A 20,153-nucleotide genomic window follows, 5' to 3' on the forward strand; every position below is an offset into this window, starting at 1 on the left:
CTTAACCCTAAAAAAATAATAAACCCTCCAGTAAGGTGAGGGTCAATATTTTTTTAATTCATTTTTTAAGAATATCAATTTTTACCAAACTTTTCTCTTTTAGATTTTCATCCATTTTACTGAGAATCCAAGTCTCATTAAAATCTCCAACTACTTTAATATTATTCTCCTTTATGTAATCTAATAAAATATTGTAGTATTTTATACTTTCATATAAACCGCCTTCAAAGATTATTGTTATATAGTCACCTTCCGGTAAATAACTTATGTTGTAATTTTTTTTTGTAAACGCCTTAAAACCTTTATATACAACTTTTTGGTTATTTTTTAAATCTTCATAAGACACTGTACACCCTAATTTAATATAAACTTCATCACCTTTTTTTTCTAGGTCTAATATTACATCTCTTAAGTTTAAATCTAACTCTTGTATATTACTTGAGATAACATCATAATTAATATATTTTCGTTCTTTATTATGAATTATAAATACTTTTTCTAGTCCATACTCAATATTTTGAGAAATCTCCTTATCAAGATCGTCTAAGTAGTTTTTTATAGTAGTTAACTCTTGTATCTTATCTTCTAATTTATTAGATTGGGTTTTTATATTTTCTAAAATAAACTCCATAGAATTTTTTGAACCCAAAATTCCTTTAATTATATCTAAGGACATTCCTGTAGCTTTAAACTGCTTTATCAAATCAATTATTACAAATTGCTCTATTGAATAATATCTATATCTATTCTCTTCATTTACATATGCTGGTTTTAATAATCCTATTTCATCATAGTATCTTAGTGTTTTTAAGGAGATATTAAAGAATTTTGATATTTCTCCAATGGTAAAGTATGTAGCCATAATCTGCTCCTTTTAAGTATTTTCCTAATATAATATTTTACACTAAATTCCCAAGTAAAAACCTTATAATTTTTTATATCGCAAAAAAGTAAGTTAGATGAAATATTAATTAATTCATCTAACTTACTTTTTGAGTATATCTTTAATTATTCTTAAGTATGCATTACTTCGAAAATACAGTTCTTAATATATTTAAAATTTCTAATCCTATTTCCATATTAGATTTAATATTGTCCTTAGTAACTATAAAATCAGCAGTAGCATCAGTCATTACCTCTGTAACATCTTTCATATTTTCACTAACATCATTAAAGTTAGATACAACCTTAGGAAGATTCACTAATGACCTATGTATTGAATCTTTATTCTCAACCATAAATTCATTTGATATTTTCACTAATCTATTAATATTATTCAATGTCATTATTAAATATACTACAGCTACACATCCTAGTAATGCTAATATAAAATATATTATATTTAAATCTATGTACATATTAAACCTCTTCTATATTGTCTAGTTCATCTATATCATCTATATTTTCAACTAATGCTAGTGGTTCAATCTCTATTATTTCACTTTCATTTTGTTGATTTCTTCTTGACTCTAAATATTCTTTTATTTTTATTTTAGATTCATTTACTTTGCTTTTGGTAATATCTATATTATCATTTATTGTTTCTTTAGCTTTTATAGATCTTTCTTTTATATCATCTCTAGTTTCTTTTCCTGACTTAGGAGCTAATAATATACCTGTAGCTGCTCCTGCTATTGCTCCTGCTGCTATACCAAAAGTTGCAATTCCAACTTTTTTATTTCTATCTTTTCTTCTTTGTTGAATTTTTTTATCTTCTATCTTTTTTAATAAGCTCATATAATCCACCCTCTCCTATGAATACATTTTAAGTAACATGTGTTGATTATTTTATATATAATTATATTCCTTTGGAATAAATTAACAATAATCAAAAATACGATTTTTGTTGATTATTCCTTATATTTTTACAAATTATTACATAGTATTATAGTTTCCTTATACGTAAAAAAGGATGCTACATTAAGTAACACCCCTCATTATTATACTGCTTCTGCTTCCTCAAATATTTCTATTTCATCATTAGAAGAATATTTTTTAAGATCTTTGATTAAAACTATACCTGTTATCACACAAGATAGTATATCTGATGTTGGTTGTGCATACCAAACTCCATCTAGTCCGAAAAACTTAGGTAATATTAAAGCCATAGGAATCAGTAATATAACTTGTCTTAATAAACTTAAAACTATGGCTATTTTTGCATTTCCAGTTGACTGTACATAGTTAGTACCTACTATTGATATACCTATTATTGGTAGTGCAAATAGGTACTTTCTTAATCCGTTTATAGTTATACTCATAAGCTCTGCATCTCTATTAAACATACCCACTAAAATATGAGGTGCATATTGTACAAACACTGCCCCTACTACAAGTACTGCTGATGTAGCTAATAGGGTTATTTTAAAAGCTTGCTTCGCTCTTGCATACTTTTTAGCACCAAAGTTGAATCCTACTATAGGTTGCATTGCTTGAACAAATCCAAAAGCAGGCATTACAAATATCATAGTTATTGAGTTTATAGTAGCCATAGCTCCTATTGCTAAATCCCCTCCATAAACTTTAAGAGAATTATTAACTGTAACTTGAACTAAACTATTAGCTATCTGCATTGCAAATGGTGCTGCTCCTATTGCAAATATTATTGATACTATCTTCTTATCTAATTTTAAATAGGCTTTATCAAATCTAACATTTGATTTTCCTCTTGTATAATATAAAAGTCCCCATATTGCAGTAAGCCCTTGAGAAATTATAGTGGCTAAAGCCGCCCCTTGTATCCCCATATTAAATCCAAATATAAATAATGCGTCTAGTATTATGTTAGTAAAGCATCCCGTAGCCATAATAATAGCTGAAAGCTTTGGATTTCCGTCTCCTCTTACTAAGTTACTAAACATCATTGCCATTAAACTAAATACTGTACCTACTAATATTATTCTAGTGTAAGATTTAGCGTACATTAGCGTTCCTTCACTTGCACCAAATATCATAAGTATTTGATCTAAGAATATCGTTCCAATAACAGTAAGTAATATTCCAAGTACTACAGCTAAAGTTATTGCATTTCCTAGATTTTTTTCCGCATCTTTTCTATTTCCTTCTCCTAGTCTTATAGATATATTAGTTGTAGCACCTATACCTACAAGTGTACCGAATGCCATTATAATAGTTGTTATTGGTAAAGTTACACCGAGACCTGTTATAGCCATTGGACCAGCTCCAGGTATGTTTCCTATAAACATCCTATCAACAACATTGTAAAGTGCATTTACCATCATTCCTATGATTGCGGGTACTGAGTATTGTATAAGTAGTTTACTTATACTTTCTGTACCTAAAACATTATTACCATTGTTCATATTTTACCTCGTATTCTATTTATTTCCACCTACTTTTTCTGGTAGATTGTTTGACACATGTAAAGTCTCATTTATTTCTTTTTTATTCTCATCAAATACACCACTTAAATCTATGGTGAATTCACTATTTCTTAGTTTTCTTATATTCTCATATAATCTATAAATTTGATTACCTATTTCTTTATCATAATTAAGATTTTCTTTACACATACATATTCCGCCTTTCATTAGTTGCAGGCGCAACTATTATAGTTTATCATAATGTAGTTCCCCATGCAACTACTTGTATCCAAATATTTATCGTTATATTTTTATCCAACGTTCGTTTTCTTACTTAAGATTGGTGTTTTATTACCATATGATTATAAAAGCTATACCCTGACTGTGACCCATTATAAATTCCTAATACGTAAAAAAGAAATTGCTAATTATTAAAATTTAGCAATTTCAGTTTTCACGCTACTTTTTGATTTTAATATGTTTCTATATTACAAATTTAAATATAGATAAAAAATGGCATAAACTTCCTAAAAGAATGAATATATGAAATATCTCATGATAACCTAGATGCTTAAAGTCCAATGCTTTAGGTTTAACTCCATATATTACAGCTCCTATAGTATAGAAAATACCACCTAATACTAATAAAAACATTCCACCTGCTGATATTGAATTTGATAATGGCTTTATCATAACTACCGATATCCATCCCATACCTACATAAATCGATGTAGATATCCATCTAGGACAGTTAAACCATATCATTTTAAATAATACACCACATATTGCTATTGCAACTATTACACCAAATAATAGCCATCCTTTTTCTCCATTTAATGCTATTAGGCAATATGGAGTATAAGATCCTGCTATAAGAATAAAAATCATAGAGTGATCTATTTTTCTTAGAAAAGCAATTACTTTGTCAGATGCAACTACTAAGTGATATGTAGCTGAAGCGCTATAAAGTAAAATCAAACTAATTCCAAATATAATAACCGATGCCATATCTACCACAGATGGACCAGTTAGTGTAGTTTTTATAACCATGGCCAAAAGTCCTATAAATGAAAGAACCGCTCCTCCTAAATGTGTAAACCCATTTATAGGCTCTCTAATATATGTTTTCATAAGGTACCTCCTAGATAATTATTATTTATTTAAATTCCATCAAGTATAATATTTTGTAAGTAGTTTTTTCGTCGTATAATTATTTATAAAAACATAATTACATTAGTTATATATTCAATATGTAATTTTACACTCCCGCACAGTCGGTCGTCCGACCGACCACAGATTAATTGTATCTTTCTTTAATATAAAAGTCAACCAATAATAATAAAAGCCCATTATGAAATTTCATAATGGGCTTTTATTATTATTGGCGTTATCTAACTTAAGAAACAATATGGTATAAATTCTAATGGACTCATTACAGTTCCTACGAATACTGATGTAAATAACATCGATGAACTAAATGCATTTGCACAGTAACCAGCTATAAATGTAGATCCAAATATATTTATGCTATTCTTTATTTTCCTTCAAAAATTCTCTACCCTTCTCAGTTATAATAGTTCCACCACGGCCAGCTAAAACTTTTACAAACTCAAAATTTTGTAACTCTAGAAGAATACTTCTTATTTGCTGTTCTGTTAAAAATATATCTTCCTTTAAAGCATATTCATAAATTCTTCTTCTACCTATTCTTTCTTTAAGGTTGTACGCTTGATTTATTTTTTCTAATACATAAATATAGTCATTTAGATCTCTTTTAAAGTTTATATTTTGTCGTAATTTATTTGCTTCTATTTTTTTAGGACATTGATTGTTAGTTTTTGGAGAGTCTAAAATATAATCAGGTAAATCTGATACATCTATGATACTCTTGTCTGCATAAGAACAATATTCAACCAAGTTTCTTAGCTCTCTTATATTACCTTCCCAGTGATATCTTTTGAATATATCCACTACTTCAGGCGATAACTTAAAATGTACATCTAAGTTTTTCTTAAAAGAATCTAAAATTAAAAATAAGTCATCTATACGATCTCTAAGTGGGCTAACTTTCAATGGTAAGACATTTAATCTATAAAATAAATCTTTCCTAAATTTATTTTCACAAACTAATTTTTTTAAATCCCTATTTGTAGCAGCTATTATTCTTATATCTAGATCTATAACCTTATCAGATCCGACTCTTCTGATTTCTCTTTCTTGTATAACCCTAAGCAATGTTGCCTGAGAATTCAAATCCATTTCTCCTATTTCATCTAAAAATATAGTTCCGTGGTTGGCTAATTCAAATAGACCTTTCTTTCCACCCTTTTTAGCGCCAGTAAAAGCACCTTCTTCATATCCAAAAAGCTCACTTTGAAGTAATGCTTCTTGGAAAGTACTACAGTTCACGGCTACAAAAGGTCCTTGTCTTCTTGACGAAGCACTATGTATAGATTGAGCAAATAATTCTTTTCCCGTACCACTTTCACCAATTATTAGTATAGAAGAATTTGATTGAGCCATTTTGTTGGCAATTCTTTTAGTATTTGATATTTCTTTACTACAACCTATTATATCATCAAAATTATATTTGCTTACATTTCCTGATTTCATAAGTTGAGCTCTAAGTTTTGCTTGTTTCTTTTCTGCTTCATAAAACTTAACTAGCTTTATTATATAGCCACTAAAATTATTTGTATCTGTATATCTTATTTCGAAATTTATATCTATATTATTTACCTTAACAAGTTTTTGTAAGTTTGTATTTTCTATATCTTTTATTTTCTTAAAATCAAAAGATTTTATATAATCGCTAATATATTTACCAATCATTTCATTGTCATTGATACCTAATATCTCTCTTGCAGCATGAGTGTAGAATTTTACAATTCCATCTTCATTTAAACATACTATTCCTTCATCAATAGAATATAATAAAACATCAAACATATTTTCCAATTTAGTTTGACTTACTAAAAGCTTTTGTGCAATGTAGCTAGTCGGAACAATCTTATCGATAAACTTATTTAATAAGTCTTCCTTAATCAAATGTTCTAGATTTAACTTAATAGCTATATCAGCGATACATCCTAAGTCTATTATTCTATATCCAAGGTCTATAATCTCACTATTGTAAGATTCTATTAAAATTTTTTCTCCTGGTGTTAATACTACAGAATTAGGTAAAATATTATCAGAACCAGGGTAACTAGGTATAAGGTTTGGTATGTTAAAGCCTAGCCTACGTATGATTGTTATAGTTTCAAGTGCCATACTTCTAGAAAGATTGTATACGAACACATTCTTCGTCTTATCTACTTTTGAAATCTTATTATAACTAGATTTTTCAAAAGTTAGTTTTGGTATGACTATTTGTGCATCTTTTGCACATATTGATGAAATCTCATCATACTTTAACTTTACAGAGAGAACTATTACTTTTTCTTCTAAAAATGTAATATTTCCTTCTTCAAAAGAGTACAAGTTTATTTTTATGTTGTCGCCTAAAAATTCCTTTATTTGATTTGCATAAACTTCTCCTGCATCTTTTTTTAATGTTATTATAGCTATTTCTCTTATTCCCATAATTACTCCTTATACACTATTAATATAAATATTACATTCGATTATATCAATAATCTACATATAAATCAAAAATTTAAGTATTATATTTGTTCTATCATTTGTAATTCTCTAAATTCTTCTTCAGTATAAGTTTTCATAGTTATTCCAGTTATTCCGTATATTAAAGATATTATAGGAGTTATCCAATTTAAAAAACAGTATGGTATAAACTCATATGGAGAAATGCCTAATGTTTGACTACAAAATATTGCATTTGAATTCCATGGAATAAGCGCTGCCCCCATAGTAGATGTATCTTCTATTACTCTAGATAAATTTTCAGGCTTCAACTTAAATTCTTTATATATCGGAGACATAACAGTTCCAACAAATACAGTCGTAAACATCATAGAAGAACTAAATGCATTTGCACAATAACTAACCACAAATGTTGATCCAATAAGCTTTATTCTAGAATTACCAACCTTATTTATCATTGGTTTTAACATTACTTCTAGTATTTCTGTCTTTTGTAAAATACCTGCTATCATAAATACTACAAGGACTAATAGCACAGTTTCAGCCATACTCATTACTCCCCCTCTATTTAGCAACTTATCTGTATATACAAGTCCCGTTTCTATTGAATATCCATCAATCATATATGATAAAACATTACTTATTTTTTCACCTTCTGAAAATACAGCAATAACTGATGCTAATACTGATGATGCTAATATTGAAATAATCGCTGGCTTTTGTAACAATAATAAACCTAATAAGAAAACTATAGGGAGTACAGCTACAAACCCAATATTAAAGTTGTTCTTTAAAACAGATATAACTTCATTTATTTGATTATAGTCTATATTAGTACCAGCATATTTAAAACCTATAACTGTATATAATACGATACATATAGCATATGCTGGACCCGTTGTATAAAGCATATGTTTAATATGAGTTATTAAATCTGTTTTACATACCGCTGCTGCAAGATTTGTTGAATCTGATAATGGAGACATCTTATCCCCAAAATATGCACCAGATATAATTGCTCCCGCTGTAATACCTACAGGTATTCCCATACTAGTTCCTATACTCATCATAGCAATACCTGATGTACCTACAGTTCCCCATGATGTTCCTGTCGCTATAGAAGTAAGGGAACATACTATTAATGTTGTAACCAAAAAGTATTTTGGTGTTATTATTGTTAATCCACTATAAACTACTGTTGGAATAGTTCCTGCTGCAATCCACGTACCAATTAATACCCCTACAGAAAGTATTATCATATTTGATTGCATAGAATCTTTTGCAACATCAAATGCAAACTTTTCAATTTCTGAATTCGTATATCCTAGCTTCATAGCCGCTGGAACTACTATTAACCACGACAACATAAACATCGCTACTATATTTGCTTTAAATACAATCATACCTACTGAAGTTAATACAATAACAGCTAATATCACTGCCAGTGCAAATTTAAAAGATGGGCTCTTTTTCTCTTTAACTTGGTTCATTATTTTCTCCCCTTTATTTTAAAATTTTCCAACATAAAATTTTTTTACTTGCTTACATTCCCCACAACATTCAGAACATCCCATGTCCTAGAAAATGGGGGTGCATAACATAAATCTAACATTCCCAATTGTGTAGTAGTCATTTTACCAAATATAGCTGCAGCTAATACATTTACTCTTTGAACCGAATCTTTAGTGCCTACGACTTGCCCTCCTAATATTCTTTTACTTTCTTTGTCATAAACAATCTTTACATGTATTTTTCCTCTACCTGGATAATAGTTTGTTTGATTAAAATCACTTATAAATTTAGTTTTATAGTTTATCCCCATATTTCTAGCTTTTTGCTCTGTCATACCTGTTGTAGCAGCTTCTATATACATAACTTTTATACAGCTTGAAGCTAAAGACCCTTGGAATGATTTGTTGCATCCTGCTAAGTTTTCTCCTACTATTCTTCCTAATTTGTTTGCACCTGTTGCTAATGGTACAAACATATCATCATTAGTTATTAAATTTTTTATAGTAGCGCAGTCACCTGCAGAGTATATATCTTCTACAGAAGTTTTGCCATATTCATCTACTACTATTGCTCCGTTTGCTAGCATATCTATGTTAGTATTTTTTAAAAAACTAGTATTTGGCTTCACTCCAGTTGCTATTATCACTAGATTTGCTTCTATTTTACCTTTATTCGTTATCACAGCTTCAACTTTATCTGTTCCTATAAATTCTGTTGCCAGTTCTTCTACTCTTAATTCTACATTCTGAGATCTAATTTCATCTTCTAATATATCTGTTATTTCTTTATCGAATACTTGATCCAGTATCCTATCTGTAGCTTGAACAATCACTACCTCTTTACCTAGTTTTTTTGCTGCCTCAACAAATTCTATACCAATAAATCCAGCACCTATTATTACTACTTTTTGTATAGTTTCATTTTTTAATATATTCTTTACTTTAATCCCATCTTCCATAGATTTCAAAGTAGATATATTTTTGAGATTAATATTTTTTATAGGGGGAATTATACTACTTGCTCCAGTTGCTATCATTAATTTATCATATGAATCTTCAAATATATTTCCAGTTTTAATATCTTCAACTTGTATTCTTTTTAATTTATCATCTACACCAATAACTTCATGAAATACCTTTAAATCTATGCCTGATTCTATAAATTTCTCTACACTTCTAGATATCATATTACTTGATTCATCAAAAAATCCACCTACAAAATAAGGTAATCCACATGCTCCAAAAGAAACTACATCGCTTTTTTCATATACTACAACCTCATATTCTGGTTTTAGCCTTTTTAACTTTGCTGCTGCACTCATCCCTGCAGCTACTCCTCCAATTATTATAATCCTCATGAATACTCTCCTTTAAATCTGTTTTAAAATGTATTTTCTCTTTTTTACCATTGTTGCTATTGACTTATAAAACTCATAATTTAATTTCAAAATAATACTAAAACATTTGCCTAAATTCAAAATTAACACATAGTATTTCTTTTTTAAATCCCCCACTTTCTTCTTAAATTTAAAAGTTTACTTTTACTTCAAAACCCCAACGTATTTCTTGTTTTACCATTAACATACCCATGTAAAATATTAATCGTTTTTTATATCAGCAATATCTATGCCATTTTTATTTAAACATAGTATATATTTTCTAACTTTTCAAAATTTTTTAACCATCCTGTACTTTACCACTTATCTTTTATCTTTTTTAATTCTCTATATCAATAATCTTTATATTAAATTTCAATTTTCCAAATTTTATTGGTATATTTAGGGTATATATTAAGCCCCAAAAACATAAAATTTTTTAAAAAAATAAGCCACTCATTTATAATAAGGGGCTTATTTTTTTCACATTTTAGTTATTTTGCTAATACTTCATTTAAATCTAAAGTTTGAGTTCCATCTTCTAATGTAAAGCATGGTATTCCTATCCCACCAGCTTCTCTTATATCTTTGTACATATCTAAACTTTGACGATATGATAAGTACTTCTTTAAAGCGCCTAAACTAGATGATAAATCTTTAAAATCAACCTCTATGTCCTTTTCTCTTAATTTACATAGTGCATATAATGTGTCTGGACATAAGTGGCTTCCTAATACTGTTACTTTCATTTTAAAATCCTCCTAAAATACTTTTATATTTTTTATTATTTATAAATCTCACATTTATATAAAAGCAAAAAATATGCCAAACTCTATAAAATATATTTTAAAATTATATATTTTAATAAAGTTTGGCTTTCAAAGGGGGTTTTGCCATAAAGTTTTTTAAATCGCGCTTATGTTAATTATTCTGTATTTATTATTTACCCAGTTTTTTATGGGATAAACAGTTTTATTATTTATCTTATTTCACCCATTTTCAGATTTATACCATTTAGTATTTTTTCTGGCGTTATAGGAAGGTCACAAATCCTAATACCAATAGCATTATATACTGCATTGGCAATTGCAGGTGCTGTTGCTATCATTGCAGGTTCACCTATTGCCCTTGCTCCAAATGGCCCATCATGCTGAGGATTTTCTAAAAATTCACATACCATCTTTGGCATATCTGAAGCATTTGGTATTTTATAATTTGTAAAAGAAGAATTTACAAACTTACCATTATCAAATATTACTTCTTCTAAAATAGTAGAACCTATTCCCTGCATCATTGCACCTTCACATTGACCTTCGATCAACTTAGGATTCATTACTTTTCCTACATCCCAACATGAAGTAATTTTTATTATTTCTATTTGTCCTGTTTCTATATCTATTTCAACTTCTACCCCATTTGCCCCATAAGTCCAAAAGGCTGCTGGCTTATCACCTTGTCCAGTTTCTTTGTCTAGTCCTTTTATCCCTTCTGGTATAAATGATCCTCTACCTATTATTGGGCCGTGAATCCCAGAGCCACCCTTTACTACTAACCCTATAGCAATATCTGAAATTTTAATGTTTTTGCTATTATCATTTTTACATATTACTTGCTCATTTTCTAATACTAGGCTTTCCTTTGGTTCATTAAATTTAATGCTTGCTAATTCTAATATCTGTGATTTTGCATCTTCACAGGCTTTTGATACTGCATTTCCTGTTGAGTAAGTCGTTCTACTTGCTACAGTTTGCCATTCATATGGTGTAGTTGCTGTATCTCCAGTATTTACAGATATTTTTTCTACTGGTATAGATACGATCTCTGCTGCAATTTGTGCCATAACTGTGTTTGAACCCTGTCCTATATCTTGCGAGCTTATTGATAAATATGCTGTACCATCTTCATTTAATTTTATAATCGCTGAAGAAGACGCATTTGGCGGCATTGATGGTGCTTTTGCGCCTCCAGCTATACCTTTACCTCTTACTTTCCACTTTTCGTTTGGCTTTTCACTTGGCCTATCTATCTCTATTGATTTTGCTACCTTATCTAAGCAATCTATATAGCTACAATTGTTATATACAGGTCCTCCTGTTGGCATTTTTCCGCCTGGCTTTTGTGCATTAATTTTTCTAAATTCTAATGAATCTATTCCTAATTTATTTGATATATCATCCATATTTTGCTCTATCCCAAAATGTATCTCTGACATTCCAAAGCTTCTGTATGGACCTCCTACTAAATTATTTGTATAAACACAGTAAGAATCACACCATATATTTTCTATATCATATGGACCTACTGCAGTATATCCTGCTGATTTAGTTATTTTAGTAATAAACTCAGCATAGGCTCCACCATCCCATATATACTCAACTTCCATACCTATTATTTTTCCATCTTTATTAACTGCTGTTTTATATTTAGAAAACAATGCAGGTCTTAAAAATGAATTGCTAAAGCTTTCTTCTCTTGAATATGTAAGTTTTACAGGTCTTCCCTTTGCTTTTTTAGCTAGTGGTAATACAATCCCTTCTAAGGTATTTCCTGTTTTAGATCCAAATCCACCTCCAACTGCTGGAGATATCATTCTTAATTTATTTAAAGGTATATTGTAAACATCTGCTAAAATACTTCGAACTATATATGGAGATTGAGTACATGACCATACTGTTGTATCTCCATCTCTTTCAACTTTTGCTATAGCACAGTGGTTTTCTAAGGCAGAATGTTGAATATGGGGCACATGGTATTCATTTTCAAATACATAATCAGCTTTCTCAAATATTTCTTTTGCATTTCCTTTTCTCAATTTAAAATGCTCACAGATATTAGTACCCTCTATCGAATTTAATACTTTAGCTTTTCTATAATTATGAAGGTTAGGATGCACTAATGGTGAATCTTCTTTTATACCTTCCTTAGCATTTGTAACTGGTTGAAGTTTTTCATACTCCACCTTAATTAAACTTATTGCTTTTTTAGCTATTTCTTCAGTTTCTGCTGCAACTGCTGCAACTCCTTCTCCAACATATCTAACTATATCAACTGCTAAAAATGTTTTATCTCCTAAATGAGCCCCTACTTTATTAGGAACATCTTCTCCTGTTATTACTACTTTTACACCTTTTAATTCCTTTGCTTTTGATATATCTATATTAATAATTTTTGCATGTGGGTATGGGCTTCTTTTTACTGCTGCATATAACATATTTGGAATTTTTATATCATCTACATACCTTAAATCTCCTGTAGATTTTTTTATCCCATCTGATTTCAATATACTCTTCCCTATATAATCCATTATTCACCACCACCATCTTTTGAAGATGCATCTAGTACTGCTTCTACTATTTTTTTATATCCACTACACCTACATAAATTTCCACTTATTGCTTTTATCACTTCTTCTTCTGTAGGATTTGGATTAATTTTTAAAAGTCCTTTTGCTGACATTATCATTCCAGGTGTGCAGTATCCGCATTGAATTGCCCCTTTATCCATAAAACTCTTTTGTAGTACATCTAACTTATCATCTTCACTTAACCCCTCAATAGTAAGTACCTCTGCTTTGTCTACTTCTACTGCTAATACTAAACACGAGTTTATTGGTTTTCCATCTATTAATACAGTGCAAGTACCACATTCTCCTTGCCCACAACCTTCTTTTGCTCCTATTAAATCAAAGGTTTCTCTAAGAAGTTTTACAAGTGTTAGCTCAGGACTTACACTTACTTCTACTAATTCATTGTTTAATGTAAATTCTATACTGTACATCTTATTTTACCTCCAAGCCAAATAACTCTATTAAACTACGCTTAACTGCTACTTTTACCATTTGTAATCTATACTTTTTACTTCCTCTTAAATCATCTACTGGTGAACACTCACTCTTTGCTATTTCACCAGCTAATTCAGCTATTTCTAAATCTATATTATTATTTTTAAAATCTATATCTTTCAAATATTCTTCTGTTTGTTTTGCTCTAATTGGAGTTGGTGCTACAGTTTGTAGCCCTATTCTATATTCGCCATTTACCTTAGCTACTGTGGAGCTTATAGTAGATAAATCAAACTCTTTTCTTCTACCTATTTTTGTAAATATTCCCTCAAGATTTTTATAGTAAGGTATTTTAATACCTGTTACTATATCTGAACGAGATAGTGCATTCTTTCTAAATCCTCTATAAAAATCATTTACAGGTATATCTATAAACTCTCCTTTTGAATAAACTTCAAATACTGCATCTAGTACCAGTAATGGTGTAGTAGTATCAGCAAAAGGAGATACTGTACAGTTGTTTCCTGCTAAAGTTACTCTATTTCTTATTTGCCCAGAACCTACTGATTCTAGCGCATCTGCTAATACCGTATAGTTTTCTACTACATCTTTATGATGAGCTATTTCTGATATAGTCATTGTAGCCCCTATATATATCCCTTCCTCTTTTGAGAAAGTAATTTGTTTTAGTTCTTTTATCCCCTTTATATCAACTAATGCCGTTGGTTTTTCAAATCTATTATTTAGTTTTAATTGCGATACTACAAAAGTTCCACCGTTTAGTATCTTTGAATCAGATCCATTTTCTATTAATAAATTCTCTGCTTCTTTTAAGGTAGTTGGTTTATAGTATTTTAACTCTCCCATATATAATCCTCCTCAAATAAAAAATTCGCTTATTTTAAGTGACTGTATTAATAAACTATTTCATGATATTTTATATTTTACCAAATAAATACTTTTACCTTAAGGTTTATAGTTGCACTTTTGTCATTTTAGCTATAGAAGTTATTTAATCAATATTAATAAATACAGTAGCATATTTTTATATTGCAATAAAATAAAGGCTTTGCAGAATTATAATCTACAAAGCCTTTATTTATTTCTCATACTCCTATTTAGATACCTCTATAAGATATTTCATAGTATTTTTATCTAATCCACCTCTTACATATTGAGATATGTTTCCATCTTTATCAATAACAAATGTTGATGGGAAAGCACTAATACCATACTGGTAAACTAAACTTCCTCCTTCATCAAATACTACAGGGAAAGTATGACCTTCATCTTTTAAAAACTTTTCTATATGTTCTTGGTTACCTTCATTTCCTAAATTTGGTGATGCAATCCCAAGGATTACTACATCATCATTATTTTTATTGTATTCTTTATATAAATCTTCTATATAAGGCATTTCTTCTCTACATGGAGGGCACCAAGTAGCCCAGAAGTTTAAAAATACTGTTTTTCCTCTATAATCACTTAGTTTGTGCTCTTTTCCATATTGGTCGTATAAAGTAAAGTCTATAGCTGGTATTTTTTCATCCTCAGCTGGTTGTTCATCTTTACTTTGTTCATGTTCTTCTATTTGTTCATTTCCTGCACTTTGATTATTTTCTATTTTATTATTTTCAATATTTAAAGAGTTTATCTTAATATTAACTCCATTAGATAACATCACTATACCTGATATTATAAGGACTATACCACCAAACTTCTTAATAATATCCATATGCTTTTTAATTTTATCAATACTAGTAATCAATTTATTGTAAAATAATGAAACTAATAGAAATGGTATTATAAATCCTATTGTATAAACTCCTAATAACAAATAAGATGTAGACTGGCTATCTGCACTTGAAGACATAATAAGCACTGATGCAAGTATAGGGCCTATACAAGGAGTCCATCCAAAACTAAATGTAAAACCTAATAAAAATGACGTTATTGGATTCATAGCTTTAGATTTCATTTGGAATTTTTTTTCTCTATTTAAAAGGCTTGATTTTAAAACACCCATGTAGAATAACCCCATAAGTATTATAACTATTCCGCCAACTATCATTATTAAGTCTTTGTTCGTACTAAAGAATGAGCTTAGTACATTCATTGATGAACCTAATATAAAGAACGTAGTTGATATACCTAATGTAAAGAATAATGTATTTTTAAATAATGAACTTTTAGCAAAACTTCCATTATTTAAATTTTCTACACTACTGTTTGATAATATACTTATATACACCGGCAATATTGGCAATATACAAGGTGATAAGAATGATAATAATCCTTCTATAAAAACTACTACTAAATTTAAATTTTCCATTACTCCTCCTGCTTATTTCTTCTTATGCTTCTTTAATAAAAGCTTGTGATAGCACATCATTAAGAGCTTCTGTCATAGTAGGATGAGCATATATTCTATCTCTTAAATAAGTATACTTTAATCCCATATCTATTGCTAATTGTATTAAATGTATCATTTCACTAGAGTCTTCACAAATCATAGTTGCCCCTAGTATTATTTCACTATCTTTATCTATAACTATTTTGATAAAGCCATCAGTTTTACCTATTTGCTTAGCTCTTGGTATAGCTTCTGTTGCCATCTTTGCAACCAAAACATTATGACCTTTAGCTTTAGCTTCTTTTACATTTAACCCTACTTTAGAAAACGCTGGATCTAAGAATAATGATCCTGGTACATTTTTTCTATCTGTAGTTTTTCTTGTCTTATCTCCAAATAATTGGTTTATTATTATACGATAATCATCTAATGATATATAAGTGAATTGAGGTCCTCCATTTATATCACCTAATGCCCATATATTTTTAGTACTAGTTTCTAAGACTTCATTTACTTTTATAAACCCTCTTTCATTTAATTCTATATTAGCATTTTCTAAGTTTATTCCATCTGTATTTGCTTTTCTACCTGTAGCTACCAATATTATATCGCTTTCTACTTCTAAAGCTTCTTGTTGTCCATTTTTTGTATATGCTAACTTAGCTTTATTGTTTTCTTCTTTTATCTCAACAATTGAAACATCATTTAAAAAACTTACATTCCTTTTTTGTAATATTTTTATTACTTCTTCAGCATCGTCATTATCTTCATTAGGAAGTATGGCGCTTTGATTGTTAACTACAGTTACTTCACTACCAAATGACCCGTATATTCCTGCAAACTCTAATCCTATATATCCAGCTCCTATAATAGTCATTTTTTTAGGTAATTCTTTTAACTTCATTAGGCTTTCATTTGTATAAACTATATTTGAGTTATCTACTCCTTTTATATTTGGTATGTTAGGCTTCGATCCTGTGTTTATAAATATCTTTTCACCTTCTAATAAAATATTTTGACCGTCTGCTAATTTTACTTCTACTGTAGTTTCATTTGTAAATGAACCATGTCCTGTAAATATAGTTATATTTTCATTGTTATTTAATTTGTTATAGTTTGCTGTTCTTAGCTTTGTTATTAATTCTTCTTTGCTATCTATTGATTCTTGGTATTTTAATTCTCTTTCATTAAAGTCACTTATATTTGATCTTCTTATAACACTTGACTTATTTTCTAATATTTTAGTTGGTATACATGCTTGATTTATACATGTTCCTCCATACATTTCTTTAGATGCTTCTATTAATGCTACTTTTTCACCTTTATTAGCTAAGTCCATAGCTAGTGTTTTTCCACCTTTTCCAAATCCTATTATTATTGAGTCAAATTTATTTATCATATTAAACGCACCTTCCTATTCGTTTTATTAATTACTTATAATATATAGCTATTATGGATTTAATTAAATTAGGTACTTTTTAGTAACCTGATAAATTTCCACTCCATTTTTTATCTTTTTCCGTAAATAAACTATAGTAATAAAAAAAGTGCCTCAATTAGGCACTTTTAGTAACTTCTATTTAATTATCACAAGCAAGGTTTTTATTACTCCAATATATCATTGTTTCCATAATAGGCAGTAAATTTAATCCCGCCTTACTTAAGTAATAAGTTGATTCTACTGTATTATTGCTTACTTTTTTATCATTTACCACAATTTCATGCTCAATTAACAAGTCTAATTGTTGTGCAAGCATCTTCTTTGTACAACCTTCTACAGCTCTTTGTAACTCTCCAAATCTCATTTTTTTATCTTGTAATTCCCATATTATTATAGCAACCCATTTTTTACCCAATATGTTTGATAAAGCTTCTACAGGACAGTCATATATGATTTCATCTATATTATACACCTTATCATCTCCCACTTTTGATTATTTTTCTAACTATATAGTTATCCATTATACCATAAAATACAATATACTAGCTATAAAGATATATTCATTATATAAAAAAAGCGTAGATTCATCTACGCTCTTTATTGAGTAATTATCTATATATATTGTTCTACCTTCTCTTTTAAACTATTTTTTGGAATAAATCCTACTAATCTGTCCATTTCTTCTCCGTTCTTAAATACCACTACAGTAGGAACTGTTGTTATAGTAAATCTTTGAGCTAGTTCCATACTTTCATCTATATCTACTTTTAAGAAGTTTGCCTTTTCTTTCATCTCTTCTCCTAGTGAAGTATACACAGGTGATAACATTTTACACGGACCACACCAAGTTGCAAAGAAATCTACTACAACTACACCCTCTTTATTTTCTACTTCGTTTATAAATTCATTGCTGTTTATTATATTTGCCATTTTTCTTTCTCCTTTTTTAATAATATAATTTTTATCTTAATAATATAATTTTTCATCACTTATATAACAATAATAGCTTTTTTCATTAGTTTCTATGCTTAAAGAATCACTATCTATTATAACTTCGTTTATTCTGCTATCTTCAACCTCACATACAGTATATTCCTCAGAGTTTCCAAAACTTAAATATGCTTTATCTTCTTTTGCATCATATCTAAATCTTACATTTGCATTGTTTATCTGTACATCATCACCTTCTATTTTGTGCTTTATTATTACATCTTTATATTCATTTTTATTTATCACATCTTTTATTTTGTAAGTTAATTTATTGTTCATATTGTTCACCTATATATTTAAGGTTATTCTCCCTTAAATTCTTTCTTGAGATTTATTATATAGTTAATATATCAAATCTTAATTTAGCTCTCAATTAGGTACTTTTTAGTAACCATCATCTAAATATACAACAACTCATTTACTTTAATAAAAAATTCGCTTTGCTCATGTCGCCAACGACTTCGTCCGTTGCTCAAAATATTTTTTACGCTCAAAACCAGTTTATTGATATTACTTATCTTAAAAATTTATCCACATAATTCGAAGTATTATAATATACTTAAGCGTAAAAAATAGGTATTAATATTTTAATCAATACCCATTTCTTATCTTATTTAAATATTTATTTTTTTGCCTACTACAATAAGTCTAAAATCATCTAATTCAGATGAGCATGTAGATAATGTTATAAATTCGTCTTCTAATGAAGCATCTTCACCTGTGTCATATAAACTTCTCATTTTTACTTCTTCTATATAATCCTGTACTTCTTCATTATTTTTAGGTTTTACAAATTGATTATATTTAAATGTATCATCATTACTTTTGATATCTATTATACATACACCAAATATTTTATATTCCATTTCTTGCCCGAACAAATTTATACTAATTATTGAGTTATCTTTATAAAACTCTTTACTTTTAAATTTATCTAGATTAGAAAACATGCTATCATTATTCATGTTATGGCCATATATAATTATATTTTTAGGAGAATCTTTAAGATTAACTTCATAGTCCACATATATTGATCCTATTTTGCTTTTGTCTTTATTAATATCGTGATTTAAATAAAACTCATTATCCTCAGTTTGTAAAATTGGATAATCTATGCTTGTGTTATTAATATTTATCCATCCTACTAGATCTTTATTAATATCTTTTAATCTCAAATAATTTTCTTCTGCAAGCTTACTCGGTTCATTCAGCTCTTTTTCTTTAATTTTTTTTATATCATCATAGACTTTAGTTTCTTTTCTTTCTATAAATTTATTCCATCCTATATACCCCAAGGATATTATAAAAATTAGTATTAATATTATTTCAATAAATTTTAATTTTTTCATTATATCCACCTATATATAAACGCCCCTATATGTTTTTAAGGGGCGTTTTTGCTTATTATTTATATTCTTTTTTTCTAATTATGAAGAATATTGATGCTGAAGCTATCATTGCTAATAATGCAACATCATAATATTGTGTATATCCTGTTTTAGGAATACTTTTATCTTCTGTAATATCATTATTTTCTATATCCGACTTTATTGACTCCTTTGGTACTTCCGGCTTCGTTGGATCAACTGGCACTTCCGGTTTCGTTGGATCAACTGGTACTTCCGGCTTCGTTGGATCAACTGGCACTTCCGGTTTCATTGGATCAACTGGTACTTCCGGCTTCGTTGGATCAACTGGTACTTCCGGCTTCGTTGGATCAACTGGCACTTCCGGTTTTGTTGGATCAACTGGCACTTCCGGTTTCGTTGGATCAA

Annotated in this window: 19 protein-coding genes and 1 pseudogene; all 20 read right to left on the reverse strand. The window is 28.9% G+C overall.

The window, feature by feature from the left end:
* Positions 1-58: 58 nt before the first annotated feature.
* On the reverse strand, positions 59-862 hold the full coding sequence (locus ACI48P_RS18800) for a MerR family transcriptional regulator (RefSeq protein WP_475218581.1): 804 nt from the start codon (positions 860-862) through the stop codon (positions 59-61).
* Positions 863-1,025: 163 nt separating this feature from the next.
* Positions 1,026-1,358: a hypothetical protein gene (locus ACI48P_RS18805; RefSeq protein WP_475218582.1), complete on the reverse strand. Its 333-nt coding sequence runs from the start codon at positions 1,356-1,358 to the stop codon at positions 1,026-1,028.
* Position 1,359: 1 nt separating this feature from the next.
* Positions 1,360-1,737 (reverse strand): YtxH domain-containing protein, encoded by a 378-nt coding sequence (locus ACI48P_RS18810; RefSeq protein ID WP_475218583.1) that lies wholly within the window; start codon positions 1,735-1,737, stop codon positions 1,360-1,362.
* Between the two features lie 203 nt (positions 1,738-1,940).
* Complete coding sequence (locus ACI48P_RS18815) at positions 1,941-3,323, reverse strand: MATE family efflux transporter (protein WP_475218585.1); 1,383 nt, start codon at positions 3,321-3,323, stop codon at positions 1,941-1,943.
* Positions 3,324-3,338: 15 nt separating this feature from the next.
* Complete coding sequence (locus ACI48P_RS18820) at positions 3,339-3,533, reverse strand: hypothetical protein (RefSeq protein ID WP_475218587.1); 195 nt, start codon at positions 3,531-3,533, stop codon at positions 3,339-3,341.
* A 273-nt stretch (positions 3,534-3,806) separates the two neighbouring features.
* Positions 3,807-4,454, reverse strand: a complete 648-nt coding sequence (gene trhA, locus ACI48P_RS18825) for a PAQR family membrane homeostasis protein TrhA (RefSeq protein ID WP_475218589.1) — start codon at positions 4,452-4,454, stop codon at positions 3,807-3,809.
* A 396-nt stretch (positions 4,455-4,850) separates the two neighbouring features.
* On the reverse strand, positions 4,851-6,908 hold the full coding sequence (locus tag ACI48P_RS18830; protein ID WP_475218591.1) for a sigma-54 interaction domain-containing protein: 2,058 nt from the start codon (positions 6,906-6,908) through the stop codon (positions 4,851-4,853).
* Between the two features lie 80 nt (positions 6,909-6,988).
* Positions 6,989-8,416, reverse strand: coding sequence for a Na+/H+ antiporter NhaC (gene nhaC / locus ACI48P_RS18835; protein ID WP_475218593.1), 1,428 nt, complete (start codon positions 8,414-8,416; stop codon positions 6,989-6,991).
* Positions 8,417-8,460: 44 nt separating this feature from the next.
* Positions 8,461-9,795, reverse strand: coding sequence for a CoA-disulfide reductase (locus ACI48P_RS18840; protein ID WP_475218594.1), 1,335 nt, complete (start codon positions 9,793-9,795; stop codon positions 8,461-8,463).
* Positions 9,796-10,307: 512 nt separating this feature from the next.
* Positions 10,308-10,562 carry a hypothetical protein gene (locus ACI48P_RS18845; protein WP_475218596.1) on the reverse strand — a complete coding sequence of 85 codons (255 nt, stop codon included), beginning with the start codon at positions 10,560-10,562 and terminating at the stop codon, positions 10,308-10,310.
* Positions 10,563-10,792: 230 nt separating this feature from the next.
* Positions 10,793-13,117, reverse strand: a complete 2,325-nt coding sequence (locus ACI48P_RS18850) for a xanthine dehydrogenase family protein molybdopterin-binding subunit (protein ID WP_475218597.1) — start codon at positions 13,115-13,117, stop codon at positions 10,793-10,795.
* Positions 13,117-13,590, reverse strand: coding sequence for a (2Fe-2S)-binding protein (locus ACI48P_RS18855; protein ID WP_475218599.1), 474 nt, complete (start codon positions 13,588-13,590; stop codon positions 13,117-13,119). Before ACI48P_RS18855 ends, ACI48P_RS18850 begins: the two co-directional genes overlap by 1 nt.
* 1 nt (position 13,591) lies before the next feature.
* Positions 13,592-14,461, reverse strand: a complete 870-nt coding sequence (locus ACI48P_RS18860; protein ID WP_475218600.1) for an FAD binding domain-containing protein — start codon at positions 14,459-14,461, stop codon at positions 13,592-13,594.
* Positions 14,462-14,708: 247 nt separating this feature from the next.
* Entirely contained in the window at positions 14,709-15,926 is a 1,218-nt protein-coding gene (locus tag ACI48P_RS18865; RefSeq protein WP_475218602.1) for a redoxin family protein, read from the reverse strand.
* Between the two features lie 22 nt (positions 15,927-15,948).
* A complete protein-coding gene (locus ACI48P_RS18870) occupies positions 15,949-17,346 on the reverse strand; it encodes a dihydrolipoyl dehydrogenase family protein (protein WP_475218604.1) in 1,398 nt (465 codons plus the stop codon).
* 181 nt (positions 17,347-17,527) lie between these two features.
* Positions 17,528-17,860 carry a winged helix-turn-helix transcriptional regulator gene (locus tag ACI48P_RS18875; protein ID WP_475218605.1) on the reverse strand — a complete coding sequence of 111 codons (333 nt, stop codon included), beginning with the start codon at positions 17,858-17,860 and terminating at the stop codon, positions 17,528-17,530.
* A 140-nt stretch (positions 17,861-18,000) separates the two neighbouring features.
* Positions 18,001-18,318 carry a thioredoxin gene (gene trxA / locus ACI48P_RS18880; RefSeq protein ID WP_475218606.1) on the reverse strand — a complete coding sequence of 106 codons (318 nt, stop codon included), beginning with the start codon at positions 18,316-18,318 and terminating at the stop codon, positions 18,001-18,003.
* A gap of 36 nt (positions 18,319-18,354) precedes the next feature.
* Entirely contained in the window at positions 18,355-18,657 is a 303-nt protein-coding gene (locus ACI48P_RS18885; protein WP_475218607.1) for a hypothetical protein, read from the reverse strand.
* A 335-nt stretch (positions 18,658-18,992) separates the two neighbouring features.
* Complete coding sequence (gene srtB / locus ACI48P_RS18890; protein WP_475218609.1) at positions 18,993-19,727, reverse strand: class B sortase; 735 nt, start codon at positions 19,725-19,727, stop codon at positions 18,993-18,995.
* 55 nt (positions 19,728-19,782) lie between these two features.
* Positions 19,783-20,153, reverse strand: a pseudogene (locus ACI48P_RS18895) (hypothetical protein); the annotation flags it as partial.

This window comes from Romboutsia sp. LXY-2 (assembly GCF_056171995.1).